General features: G+C 54.4%; 15 protein-coding genes. 2 read left to right on the top strand and 13 right to left on the bottom strand.

Annotated features, from left to right (window positions below; all coding sequences use genetic code 11):
- The 9 genes from RTE01_RS23910 to fkpA all read right to left on the bottom strand — a co-directional run.
- A partial coding sequence (locus RTE01_RS23910; protein ID WP_009484166.1) for a GTP-binding protein occupies positions 1-135 on the bottom strand: 135 nt, incomplete at its 3' end.
- 69 nt (positions 136-204) lie between these two features.
- Positions 205-2,319 carry an elongation factor G gene (gene fusA, locus RTE01_RS23905; RefSeq protein ID WP_041142973.1) on the bottom strand — a complete coding sequence of 705 codons (2,115 nt, stop codon included), beginning with the start codon at positions 2,317-2,319 and terminating at the stop codon, positions 205-207.
- A gap of 96 nt (positions 2,320-2,415) precedes the next feature.
- A complete protein-coding gene (gene rpsG, locus RTE01_RS23900) occupies positions 2,416-2,886 on the bottom strand; it encodes a 30S ribosomal protein S7 (protein WP_004106370.1) in 471 nt (156 codons plus the stop codon).
- A gap of 96 nt (positions 2,887-2,982) precedes the next feature.
- Positions 2,983-3,357 (bottom strand): 30S ribosomal protein S12, encoded by a 375-nt coding sequence (rpsL, locus tag RTE01_RS23895; RefSeq protein ID WP_045854063.1) that lies wholly within the window; start codon positions 3,355-3,357, stop codon positions 2,983-2,985.
- Between the two features lie 124 nt (positions 3,358-3,481).
- Positions 3,482-3,769 (bottom strand): sulfurtransferase complex subunit TusB, encoded by a 288-nt coding sequence (gene tusB / locus RTE01_RS23890; protein ID WP_041142974.1) that lies wholly within the window; start codon positions 3,767-3,769, stop codon positions 3,482-3,484.
- A gap of 7 nt (positions 3,770-3,776) precedes the next feature.
- On the bottom strand, positions 3,777-4,136 hold the full coding sequence (gene tusC, locus RTE01_RS23885) for a sulfurtransferase complex subunit TusC (RefSeq protein ID WP_076946126.1): 360 nt from the start codon (positions 4,134-4,136) through the stop codon (positions 3,777-3,779).
- A complete protein-coding gene (gene tusD / locus RTE01_RS23880; protein WP_134527952.1) occupies positions 4,136-4,522 on the bottom strand; it encodes a sulfurtransferase complex subunit TusD in 387 nt (128 codons plus the stop codon). Before tusD ends, tusC begins: the two co-directional genes overlap by 1 nt.
- Positions 4,522-5,244 (bottom strand): helix-turn-helix transcriptional regulator, encoded by a 723-nt coding sequence (locus RTE01_RS23875; protein WP_004868391.1) that lies wholly within the window; start codon positions 5,242-5,244, stop codon positions 4,522-4,524. Before RTE01_RS23875 ends, tusD begins: the two co-directional genes overlap by 1 nt.
- 368 nt (positions 5,245-5,612) lie before the next feature.
- A complete protein-coding gene (gene fkpA / locus RTE01_RS23870) occupies positions 5,613-6,443 on the bottom strand; it encodes an FKBP-type peptidyl-prolyl cis-trans isomerase (protein WP_041142977.1) in 831 nt (276 codons plus the stop codon).
- Between the two features lie 222 nt (positions 6,444-6,665).
- Between fkpA and RTE01_RS23865 the strand changes: the two genes are divergently transcribed.
- On the top strand, positions 6,666-6,884 hold the full coding sequence (locus RTE01_RS23865) for a protein SlyX (RefSeq protein ID WP_041142978.1): 219 nt from the start codon (positions 6,666-6,668) through the stop codon (positions 6,882-6,884).
- 82 nt (positions 6,885-6,966) lie between these two features.
- Here RTE01_RS23865 and slyD read toward each other — a convergent pair whose 3' ends face one another.
- The 4 genes from slyD to kefG all read right to left on the bottom strand — a co-directional run bounded on the left by slyD (position 6,967) and on the right by kefG (position 10,233).
- Positions 6,967-7,566: a peptidylprolyl isomerase gene (gene slyD / locus RTE01_RS23860; RefSeq protein WP_041142979.1), complete on the bottom strand. Its 600-nt coding sequence runs from the start codon at positions 7,564-7,566 to the stop codon at positions 6,967-6,969.
- Between the two features lie 94 nt (positions 7,567-7,660).
- Positions 7,661-7,861: a YheV family putative zinc ribbon protein gene (locus tag RTE01_RS23855; RefSeq protein WP_013364433.1), complete on the bottom strand. Its 201-nt coding sequence runs from the start codon at positions 7,859-7,861 to the stop codon at positions 7,661-7,663.
- 13 nt (positions 7,862-7,874) lie between these two features.
- Positions 7,875-9,680: a glutathione-regulated potassium-efflux system protein KefB gene (gene kefB, locus RTE01_RS23850; protein WP_076946129.1), complete on the bottom strand. Its 1,806-nt coding sequence runs from the start codon at positions 9,678-9,680 to the stop codon at positions 7,875-7,877.
- Positions 9,667-10,233: a glutathione-regulated potassium-efflux system ancillary protein KefG gene (gene kefG / locus RTE01_RS23845; RefSeq protein ID WP_134527955.1), complete on the bottom strand. Its 567-nt coding sequence runs from the start codon at positions 10,231-10,233 to the stop codon at positions 9,667-9,669. Before kefG ends, kefB begins: the two co-directional genes overlap by 14 nt.
- Before the next feature lie 172 nt (positions 10,234-10,405).
- Between kefG and RTE01_RS23840 the strand changes: the two genes are divergently transcribed.
- Entirely contained in the window at positions 10,406-12,310 is a 1,905-nt protein-coding gene (locus RTE01_RS23840) for an ABC transporter ATP-binding protein (protein ID WP_076946130.1), read from the top strand.
- Positions 12,311-12,424 lie beyond the last annotated feature (114 nt).

The raw sequence follows: 12,424 nt of genomic DNA, 5'->3' as shown, positions 1-12,424 counted from the left end.
ACGAGCAGAACCACCGTAGGTTTTAGCCAGAACGGTAGTGATTGCAGCGGTCAGAGTAGTTTTACCATGGTCAACGTGGCCGATAGTACCGACGTTGACGTGCGGTTTTGTACGTTCAAATTTTTCTTTAGACACGGCTATATTCCTTACTATAGCGCTCTCCCCTTCAGGAGAGAGCACGGGATTTTGGTTTAACCCTACGGCTTATTTACCACGGGCTTCGATTACGGCCTGAGCAACGTTGTTCGGTGCGTCATCATACTTCAGGAACTCCATGGAGTAAGAAGCACGACCTTTGGTCAGAGAACGCAGCTGAGTTGCATATCCGAACATTTCAGACAGCGGAACTTCAGCGTGAATCACAACGCCAGTAACGTTGGATTCTTGACCACGCAGCATACCACGACGACGGCTAAGGTCACCGATGACGTCACCAGTGTTCTCTTCCGGAGTCTCTACTTCAACCTTCATGATCGGCTCAAGCAGAACTGGTTTCGCTTTCTTAAAGCCATCTTTGAAGGCAATAGAAGCGGCCAGTTTAAACGCCAGCTCGGAGGAGTCAACGTCATGGTAAGAACCGAAGTGCAGACGCACGCCGAGATCAACTACCGGGTAACCTGCCAGCGGACCAGCTTTCAGCTGTTCCTGAATACCTTTATCAACGGCAGGGATGTATTCACCAGGAATTACACCACCTTTGATGTCGTTGATGAACTCGTATCCTTTCGGATTTGAGCCCGGCTCCAGTGGGTACATGTCGATCACAACGTGACCATACTGACCGCGACCACCAGACTGCTTAGCATGTTTACCTTCGATATCGGTAACTTTAGAGCGAATCGCTTCGCGGTAAGCAACCTGAGGTTTACCGACGTTCGCTTCAACGTTGAATTCACGCTTCATACGGTCAACGATGATGTCGAGGTGCAGCTCACCCATACCGGCGATAATAGTCTGGTTAGTTTCTTCGTCAGTCCATACGCGGAATGACGGGTCTTCTTTAGCCAGACGGCCCAGAGCCAGACCCATTTTTTCCTGGTCAGCTTTGGTTTTTGGTTCAACGGCGATCGAGATTACCGGCTCCGGGAACTCCATACGCTCCAGGATAATTACATTATCCTGGTCACACAGGGTGTCACCGGTAGTCACTTCTTTCAGACCAATCGCTGCAGCGATGTCGCCCGCACGAACTTCTTTGATCTCTTCACGTTTGTTGGCGTGCATCTGTACGATACGGCCCAGACGCTCACGTGCTGATTTCACCGGGTTGAACACGGTGTCGCCAGAGTTAACAACGCCAGAGTAAACGCGGAAGAAGGTCAGGTTACCAACAAACGGGTCGGTAGCAATTTTGAACGCCAGCGCAGCAAACGGCTCGTTGTCATCAGAGTGACGAACTGCCGGAGTGTCTTTACCGTCGTCCAGGATACCGTTAATCGCAGTAACATCAGTCGGCGCTGGCAGGTATTCAACAACCGCATCCAGCATCGCCTGAACACCTTTGTTCTTAAATGCAGAACCACAGGTAACCAGGATAATTTCGTTGTTAAGTACGCGCTTACGCAGAGAAGTTTTGATCTCTTCTTCAGTCAGCTCTTCGCCACCAAAGAATTTCTCCATCAGTTCGTCAGAACCTTCAGCAGCGGCTTCAACCAGTTTCTGGCGCCATTCTTCAGCCAGTTCCTGCATATCAGCTGGGATCTCTTCGTATTCGAAGGTCACGCCCTGATCGGCTTCGTTCCAGTTGATAGCTTTCATTTTCACCAGGTCAACAACACCGGTGAATTTCTCTTCTGCGCCGATAGCCAGCTGCAGAGGGACCGGGTTCGCGCCCAGACGCTTTTCAATCTGATCAACAACTTTCAGGAAGTTAGCACCCATACGGTCCATTTTGTTAACGAACGCGATACGTGGAACTTTATATTTGTTTGCCTGACGCCATACGGTTTCAGACTGTGGCTGAACACCACCAACAGCACAGTAAACCATTACCGCACCATCAAGAACACGCATGGAACGTTCTACTTCGATAGTGAAGTCAACGTGCCCTGGGGTGTCGATGATGTTGATGTGGTGTGGTTCGAACTGTTTAGCCATTCCTGACCAGAAACAGGTAGTCGCAGCGGACGTGATGGTAATACCACGTTCCTGCTCCTGCTCCATCCAGTCCATGGTGGCTGCGCCATCATGAACTTCACCGATTTTGTGGTTTACACCAGTGTAGAACAGAACACGTTCGGTAGTTGTTGTCTTACCGGCGTCGATATGAGCGCTGATACCAATGTTACGGTAGCGCTCAATGGGTGTTTTACGAGCCATTTGATTCCTCGTTTGTTTCTTTAGGCGTTCAGTTAAGTTATCCAAAACGGGCGACTTACCTGAAGCGCCCGTCTGGTGACTATGACTCCGAAGGGATTACCAACGGTAGTGAGCGAACGCCTTGTTGGCTTCTGCCATGCGGTGTACGTCTTCACGTTTCTTAACTGCAGTACCTTTGTTGTCTGCAGCATCAGAAAGTTCGTTCGCCAGACGCAGAGCCATGGATTTATCACCACGTTTACGAGCAGCTTCAACGATCCAACGCATTGCCAGGGCATTACGACGAACCGGACGGACTTCAACTGGAACCTGATAAGTAGAACCACCAACGCGGCGGGACTTAACTTCTACAGTCGGGCGAACGTTGTCGAGAGCGACTTCGAAAGCTTCCAGTTCATTTTTACCAGAACGCTGAGCCAGGGTCTCCAGCGCGCTGTATACGATAGCTTCTGCAGTAGATTTTTTACCATCTACCATCAGGATATTTACAAATTTTGCCAGCAGTTCTGATCCGAACTTAGGATCCGGAAGAATTTTACGCTGACCAATGACGCGACGACGTGGCATGGGAATACTCCGTTGTTAATTCAGGATTGTCCAAAACTCTAAGAGTTTAGTTTGACATTAAGGTAAAACAGTTTGGCCTTACTTAACGGAGAACCATTAAGCCTTAGGACGTTTCACGCCATATTTGGAGCGAGATTGCTTACGGTCTTTAACGCCGGAGCAGTCAAGCGCACCACGAACGGTGTGGTAACGAACACCCGGAAGGTCTTTTACACGACCGCCACGGATCAGGATCACGGAGTGTTCCTGCAGGTTGTGACCTTCACCACCGATGTAGGAAGTCACTTCAAAACCGTTGGTCAAACGCACACGGCATACTTTACGCAGTGCGGAGTTTGGTTTTTTAGGAGTGGTAGTATATACGCGAGTACATACGCCACGTTTCTGCGGGCAGGCTTCCAGTGCAGGCACGTTGCTCTTTGCAACTTTGCGTGCGCGTGGTTTGCGTACCAGCTGGTTAATTGTTGCCATTAAATAGCTCCTGGTTTTAGCTTTTGCTTCGTAAACATGTAATAAATCGCCTCAGATAATATGAGGACGCAGAATTCTAGGGCGGTGCCGAAAAGGTGTCAAGAAATATACAACAATCCTGCCATTACCAGGCCAACTGTCCAGGGTGTTTGAGCACAAGTCTGACGAAGTCAGTATAGCCAACCCTGATGACACTGCCCGCAATTTGCCCGGTCAGGCCGCGGGCTTCAATATCATCCTGCAGCGCATGGATGGTTATGGGGGCGGAAAGCAGGATTTCAAGGTAGCGCCCGCCGTCGGCTGCCGCGATGACGCCATCGGAAAGCAGCAGCAGATCGTCGCCATCCTTTACCAGACGCAGCATCGCTGCCAGATCGGTATGCCATGGGGAAACGCTGAGAGTGTGGAGCATAGTGGCCTCAGAAGCGCAGTATCACGTTGAAATCATCGAGTCGGGCACGTAGCGCCTCTGGCTCCAGCCACTCGCCATCTATGACCCACCGCGTGGAGGGCGACAGGCCGCGCTCGCGGGCAGAAGCGGCGCACATCCAGCACTGTTCGATATCGTACAGGGAGAGGAGCTTAAAGGTTGCGATATAGTCGCGAGCCAGAATGGCGCCTGGCCGCTGCTCCGGCAGCAGCTGAAACACGCCGTCGCCGATAAAGAAAACGCCGAGCTCATCGGTCAGCGCTGAGGTAGCCAGCAGCGCATCCAGGCCTTCCCGGCCGGACGCGGAGCCATGAGGCGCGGAGGAAAAAACAAAGGCAACGCGTTTCATCAGAACTGCACCATCCGATCGCAGGTTAATGCAGCTTCCGCCAGCGCCCCAAGGCCGCTGAGCGTGAATCCAGGTTGCAGATTAGACGCAGACAAACCAAGCTGCTGCGCTTCATGTTCGTCCGTCACTCCGCGTCGCAGCGCCGCCGCAACGCAGATATGCAGCGAGACTGCATGCGCTTCGTGTAATGTTTGCCATGCCCGCACGAGGTCAAACTCATCGCTGGCGGGAGCGGTCAGCTGGTTCGCGTTATAGACGCCTTCGCGATAGAAAAAGACGCAAATCAGCTCATGCCCCTCCTCCAGCACGGCCTGCGCAAACTGCCAGGCGCTGCTGGCCTGCTGCGTACCGTAGGCCGGGCCCGTCACCGTAATGGCAAAACGCATTACTTATCCAGCCCCTGGAAATCACCGCTTTTGAACTGGCGGATATAGAGATACACCGTGTGCTTCGAGATATTCAGGCGATCGGCAACCTGGTTGATAGCATCCTTGATATCAAAGATCCCTTTCTCGTAAAGATTCAGGACGATCTGACGATTTTTGGCGTTATTGGAAACGTTGCGATCGGCGTTCACTTCTTCAATCGTAAACTCGAGGGTTTGCGCGACCAGATCGTCAACCGATGAGGCAAAGTTGACCTGCGAGTTCACTTCCGGCGTTTCCGGCGGAATAAAAGTACTCATAATCTGGGAGAACGGGACATCGAGGTTCATGTTAATGCACAAAAGGCCGATCACCCGGTGCTCGCGGTTGCGTATCGCAATCGTCACCGACTTCATCAGCACTCCGCTTTTAGCACGAGTAAAATAGCATTTGGAAACGCTGCTATCAGCTCCAGTCATATCGTGCAGCATACGCAGCGCCAGGTCAGTGATTGGCGAGCCGATTTGACGACCGGTATGTTCACCGTTGGCGATGCGAATGGCGGAACATTTCAGATCCTGTAAAGAATGCAGCACGATTTCACAGTGGGAACCAATGAGCATCGCTAACCCGTCCACCACCGCTTCATAGGATTTTAGGATATCGAAGTCGGTCTGGTCGAAAGGACGTTGATCCAGCAGGTCAAGCTCGCTGGTTTCGTTGGTTAAAAGCGACCTGGACATGAAAAAAAGCACTCCTTTTCAGGAGCCTGTCATTTTTTACACAAAACCGTTCAAGGTACGCCGCGGCGGCAAATCTGAGACAAATTCGTCAACAGCGAATTTGACCAGCCGAAGGCTGGCTCTTGTAAGAGACAAGGTTGTCTCCTATCGATACCCAGGACCGAATCCAGTAAGAGGCTGGAGTCAGCAAATGCAGCCAGCTCAGAGGCAGCTTGAAGGATGAGGTGTAGCTTGTCAGGGCAGGCTCATCGTCATTAATAAGATTAAGCTATCTAAAGTAATACAGCGCTTGAGGCACTTTCCAGTTTTAATTATATCTGCCCCAAATAAAAAAGCCGCCGCCTTTGAGGGCGGCGGCGTCAATTCCATTACTTCTTAGCGTCTGCGCTTGCTGCATCCGCTTTTGCGTCAGCGGCAGCTTCAGGCTTCGCATCCGCTTTCGGAGCCGGTTTGATATCCAGCAGCTCTACGTCGAAGACCAGAGTAGAGTTAGCCGGGATACCCGGAACGCCGGTTTTGCCGTATGCCAGATCCGGTGGGATGACCAGCTGGATTTTACCGCCTTTCTTAATGTTCTTCAGGCCTTCAGTCCAGCCCGGGATCACGCCGTCCAGACGGAAAGAGAGCGGCTCGCCGCGGGTATAGGAGTTATCGAACTCTTTACCGTCGATCAGCGTCCCTTTGTAGTTCACAACCACGGTATCGCTGTCTTTCGGTGCGTCACCGGTACCGGCTTTCTCGACTTTATACAGCAGGCCGGATTTAGAGGTTTTCACGCCCTTCTCTTTAGCGAAGGTGTCGCGATAGGCTTTACCTTTAGCATCGTTCTCAGATGCATCTTTTTCCATTTTTTGCTGAGCAGCGGTTTTCACACGAGTTTCAAACGCTTGCAGAGTCTGTTCGATTTCCTGATCGGAGAGTTTGCTCTTATCGGCAAACGCGTCCTGCACGCCAGCGATCAGCTGATCTTTATCCAGTTTAATGCCCAGTTTTTCTTGTTCTTTCAGGGAGTTTTCCATGTAACGTCCCAGCGATGCACCCAGCGCATAAGCAGATTTCTGATCGTCATTCTTAAATGCCGATTTGCTTTCCGTTGCAGGTGCCGTCTTTGCAGCGGTATCCGCAGCAAAGGTCAGCGGTGCATTCAGCGCGACGGCCATCGTGGTCGCCAGCAGCGTTACTTTAAACAGTGATTTCATCCATTTCTCCAGGGCCGGGGCATCTCACCCCAGGGTTAGCGTAAAAAGCAAAAAATGTACTATAGAACGTTGCAGGACAAATCTACATACGGACGTACCTGAATATCGCCTCTTTTCAGACTATTTTTGTATGAATTAGTTTCCTGTCGGGCGTTACGATGCTGCACGAATGCTGAAAATTCAGTAGAATCCGCCCGCGAGATAAGACAGAAGAGGTTACTCATGCACGATAGCAAACTGGAGACTCGCCTGGCGGAGCTGGAAAGCCGGCTGGCGTATCAGGAAATCACCATTGAAGACCTCAACAAGACCGTTACCGCCCATGAGATCGAAATGGCAAAGATGCGTGAACATATGCGTCTGATGGTAGAAAAGCTGAAGGCGACGCAGTCATCGTATATCGCATCGCAGTCTGAAGAGACGCCGCCTCCACATTATTGAGGCGTAAAAAAAGCGGGTTTCCCCGCTTTTTTATAGCCGGCAGCGCTAGCCAACGCGCCTGCGGCTTGTAAGACGACAGGTCTTAGTGACAGCCGCAGCCGCCGTTACCGCCACAGCCGCCTTTGCCATGTTCGTGACCGTGGTCGTGGTCATGGCTGTGACCGTGGCCACCGCAGCATCCGTCATGATCGTGGTCATGGTCGTGATCGTGACCATTCGCGCCGTGTACATGACCGTGCTCCAGCTCTTCAGCCGTTGCTTCACGAATCGCCACAACTTCAACGTTGAACTTCAGGTTTTGGCCAGCCAGCATGTGGTTACCGTCAACAACTACGTGCTCGTCGTCAACTTCGGTAATTTCAACCGGTACCGGACCCTGATCGGTTTCCGCCAGGAAACGCATGCCAACCTGCAGCTCATCAACGCCCATGAAGACGTCTTTAGGAACGCGCTGAACCAGGTTTTCGTCGTACTGGCCGTACGCATCGTTCGCGCCGACAGCAACATCAAATTTGTCGCCCACTTCATGACCATCCAGCGCAGTTTCCAGGCCGGAAATCAGGGAGCCGTGACCATGCAGGTAGTCCAGCGGCGCGCTTACCGGAGACTCATCAACCAACACACCGTCTTCTGTACGTACCTGATAGGCCAGGCTGACCACCAGGTCTTTTGCTACTTTCATGATATCTCCTGAGCATGGGAAGAATAGTGGCGCAGATTGTAGCGGAATTCTGCAGCCGTGTACCCTCTAGCTTAAAAAAAGGCGACAGATAACGCTAGTCCGGATGAAAAATGCCGATCACTTGTTCGTCTTTACGTACGTGCTCGCGGGCCTCTTTATCCGCCTCGCGCATCTGGTGTCCGCACTTAACACACTCAACAATATCGACATTATTTTCCCGCCACATTGCCAGAGAATCCTGGGCCTGGCACGCCGGGCATTTTGCCCCGGCGATAAAACGTTTACGCACTGCCATAATGATTTACCCTTTATTCAAACTCATCCCAGCCGTCAAGCTGCCTGCTCTCTTTCTGCATTTCACGCTGAAAAATCTCCTCCAGCTCCCGCCGCGCTTCCCGCACGCGCGATATCTGCAGAGTATCAGTATGTACCGGCATTAACTCTCGCAGCATTCGCATATCCAGACGACGGAAGTGCAGCTGCGCGCGCTGCGCCTGATGCGGATGCATTCCGACGCTGACCAGCGCCTTGCGCCCCAGCTCCAGCGCGCTGGAGAAGGTTTCGCGCGAGAACTGCGCCACCCCGGCCTGCAGCAGCTCATGGGCTTCAACGCGGCCCCGCGCTCGCGCCAGAATGTGCAGATGCGGAAAGTGCTGCTGACACATCTCAACCAGCTTCATGGTATCTTCCGGCTCGTTGCAGGTAATCACGATTGACTGCGCGTCCTCCGCTCCCGCCGAGCGCAGTAGCTCCAGCTGCGTCGCATCGCCGAAGTAAACCTTATAGCCATATTTACGCATCAGGTTCACCGCGCTGATATCGCGCTCAAGCACGGTAATGCGCATTTTGTTGGCCATCAGCAGACGGCCAATGACCTGCCCAAAGCGGCCGAAGCCGACGATAATCACCTGCGGTTTATCATCCTCAACCCACGGCGCTTCGTCCTCTTCCTCCGGCTGGTTAAAGCGTCGGGAGAGCACGTAATCTATCAGGGTCATCAGCAGCGGCGTGGTCATCATCGACAGCGTAACCGTGACCAGCAGCAGCGCCATCTGGTCATTTTCGAACAGCCGCAGCGAAGCCGGTAACGAGAACAGCACAAAGGCAAACTCCCCGCCCTGGCTCAGGACTCCGGCAAACTGCATCCGCTCCGAGCTGCGAAGGCCGTACACCCGCGCCAGAACGTACAGCACGAGCGCTTTCACCATCACCAGCGCCGCGACGCTGGCGGCGACCCACAGCAGATGGGTGTAGAGAACGCCCAGATTCAGCGCCATGCCAACGGAGATAAAGAACAGGCCGAGCAGAAGACCTTTAAAAGGCTCAATGGCGATTTCCAGCTCGTGGCGATATTCGCTTTCAGCCAGCAGTACCCCGGCGATGAAGGTTCCCAGCGCCATCGACAGGCCGAGCGCATCCATAAACAGCGCCGAACCCAACACCAGCAGCAGCGTCGCGGCGGTAAAAACCTCCCGCACGCCGGAGGCCGCGATAAAACGGAACACCGGCCGCAGTAAAAAGCGGCCGCCGATCAGCATGCCGGCAAAGGCCAGCACCTTCATCCCTATCGTCACCCAATCAAAGCGATCGTCGCCGGAGCCGGCCAGCAGCGGTACCAGCGCCAGCGCGGGGATCACCGCCAAATCCTGAAACAGCAGAACGGAGAATCCCAGCTGGCCGGACTCACTGCGGCTCATCCCCTTCTCGCGCATCAGCTGCAACGCCATCGCCGTAGAGGACATCGCTAAGCCAATCCCGCCGACAACCGCCGCCTGCCACGTGAATCCGGTGACCATCAGCAGGCCGCCGAGGATTGCCGCGCTGCATAAAACCTGGGCCGCCCCAACGCCAAAGATGGAGCTTCTCAGGCGCCAGAGCTTCGACGGGTTGAGCTCGAGCCCGATGATAAACATCAGGAACACCACGCCCAGCTCGGAGAAATGAAGGATTTCATCGACGTCGCTGATGAACCCCAGCCCCCACGGGCCAATGGCGATCCCGGCGAGCAGATAGCCGAGTACCGCACCAATGCCCAGCCGGGCGGCCAGCGGTACCGCGACAACGGCGGCGAACAGAAACAGCACGCCAGCCAAAAGCAGATCAGCTCCCTCCATTTATGATTCCTCCTGACGCGATGGGGTTGGCCAACCAGTCACGATAAGCGCGCGCATGGCTTTTCAGATCGGCGGGCGATTGCCGACGGGCCCAGTAGACAATAATCGGGCTCATCCAGTGCATCCGGCACATGCCGGCGGTCAGTTCGAAAGGTCGGAGAATATCGTTCATTGGATAGCGGTTAGCGTCGCGACGGTAGGCGCTTTCCGGCTCGCCGGTGGTGATCACGCTACGCCAGTACTTTCCCGCCAGCTGATTCCCCCCGGCACCGCTGGCAAAACCGCGGCTCAGCACTCTGTCCAGCCACTCTTTTAGCAGCGCCGGGCAGCTCCACGTATAGAGCGGATGCTGGAAAACAATCACCTCATGCTGACGCAGGAGATCCTGCTCCCAGGCAATATCGATAAAAAAATCGGGATAGTGTGCGTAAAGATCGTGCACGGTGACGTTCGGCAGCTGTAAGGCCGGTTCAAGCAAAACCCGGTTAGCCACGGAATCCTGAGATTCTGGGTGGGCATACAGCAGCAAAACCTTCGCTGTCTGAGACATCATTCCCCTCCCAACGTCTTGTAGTGGCCTGAACAACGGCTGCGCCTCAACGCAACCAGAATGACTTTGTGTATCGTCTTCATTTTGGGCTACCATTGCGGCCCGGTGGAGCTATTTGCTACCACATTACATTATCATAATGACAAATTAACATAGTCTGAACATACGGCGCCTTATGATTGTTTTCTCCTCGTTACAAATTCGTCGCGGCGTACGCGTCCTGCTGGACAACGCCACCGCTACCATCAACCCTGGCCAGAAGGTCGGTCTGGTGGGCAAAAACGGCTGCGGTAAATCCACGCTGCTATCGCTTTTGAAAAACGAGATTAGCGCCGACGGCGGCAGTATGACCTTTCCGGGCAACTGGCAGCTGGCGTGGGTTAATCAGGAAACCCCTGCGCTAGCGCAGCCGGCCATTGATTATGTTATTGACGGCGATCGGGAATATCGCCAGCTCGAGGCCGATTTAAATCAGGCCAACGAGCGCAATGACGGTCACGCCATTGCGACGGTTCACGGCAAGCTGGATGCCATTGACGCCTGGACGATCCGCTCACGCGCCTCGAGCCTGCTGCACGGCCTGGGCTTCAGCAACGAACAGCTGGAGCGCCCGGTGAGCGACTTCTCCGGCGGCTGGCGTATGCGCCTGAACCTGGCGCAGGCGCTGATTTGTCGCTCTGACCTGCTGCTGCTGGATGAACCGACTAACCACCTCGATCTCGATGCGGTGATCTGGCTGGAAAAGTGGCTCAAAAGCTATACCGGCACGCTGATCCTTATCTCGCACGATCGCGATTTTCTCGATCCGATCGTCGATAAAATTATGCATATCGAACAGCAAAACATGTTCGAGTACACCGGCAACTACAGCTCGTTCGAAATACAGCGCGCCACCCGTCTGTCGCAGCAGCAGTCGATGTATGAAAGCCAGCAGCTGCGCGTCGCCCATCTGCAAAGCTATATCGATCGCTTCCGCGCCAAGGCCACCAAGGCGAAGCAGGCCCAGAGCCGCATTAAAATGCTGGAGCGTATGGAGCTTATCGCCCCGGCCCACGTCGATAACCCGTTCCACTTTAGCTTCCGCGCGCCGGAAAGCCTGCCCAACCCGCTGCTGAAGATGGAAAAAGTCAGCGCCGGCTACGGTGAACGCATTATCCTCGACTCGATCAAGCTGAATTTGGTTCCCGGCTCACGCATCGGCCTGCTGGGACGCAACGGCGCCGGTAAATCGACGCTCATCAAGCTCCTGGCCGGCGAGCTGCAGCCGCTGCAGGGCGAAGTGGGGCTGGCAAAAGGGATTAAGCTGGGCTACTTCGCTCAGCATCAGCTGGAGTTCCTGCGGGCGGATGAATCACCGCTGCAGCACCTGGCTCGCCTGGCGCCGCAGGAGCTGGAGCAGAAGCTGCGCGACTATCTCGGCGGCTTCGGTTTCCAGAGCGATAAGGTCAACGAAGCAACCCAGCGCTTCTCCGGCGGCGAAAAAGCGCGCCTGGTGCTGGCGCTGATCGTCTGGCAGCGCCCTAATCTTCTGCTGCTCGATGAACCGACTAACCACCTTGACCTCGATATGCGCCAGGCTTTAACCGAAGCGCTGATTGATTTCGAAGGCGCGCTGGTGGTGGTCTCGCACGATCGCCACCTGATCCGTTCGACCACCGACGATCTCTATCTGGTCCACGACGGCAAGGTTGAGCAGTTCGACGGCGATCTCGAAGATTACCAGCAGTGGCTGAGCGACTCGCAGAAACAGGAGAGCCAGTCGTCTGACGCAATCAAAGATAACGGCAACAGCGCCCAGTCCCGCAAAGACCAAAAGCGGCGGGAAGCGGAGCTGCGCACCCTGACTCAGCCATTGCGTAAAGAGATTACCCGTCTTGAGAAAGAGATGGATAAACTCAACGCCCAGCTCGCGCAGGCGGAAGAGAAACTGGGCGACAGCGGCCTGTATGACGCATCCCGCAAAGCGGACCTGACCGCCTGCCTGCAGCAGCAGGCCAGTGCCAAATCGGGCCTGGAAGAGTGCGAAATGGCCTGGCTGGAGGCGCAGGAACAGCTGGAGCAGATGCTGCAGGAAGGCTAAGCCCTGCGGGCCGAGCGCGCGGCCTCGACGGTTCACTGGCAATGAGCTTTCGGGGCCACTCTTCATGCCACAAAAGGCCCTATAGCGCCCGCTCTTTTTCGCGTAATCTCCACC

This window comes from Klebsiella terrigena (assembly GCF_006539725.1).
GTDB lineage: Bacteria > Pseudomonadota > Gammaproteobacteria > Enterobacterales > Enterobacteriaceae > Klebsiella > Klebsiella terrigena.
The sequence above is the reverse complement of the archived record's forward strand: the minus strand, read 5'-3'. Positions and strand labels throughout refer to the sequence as shown.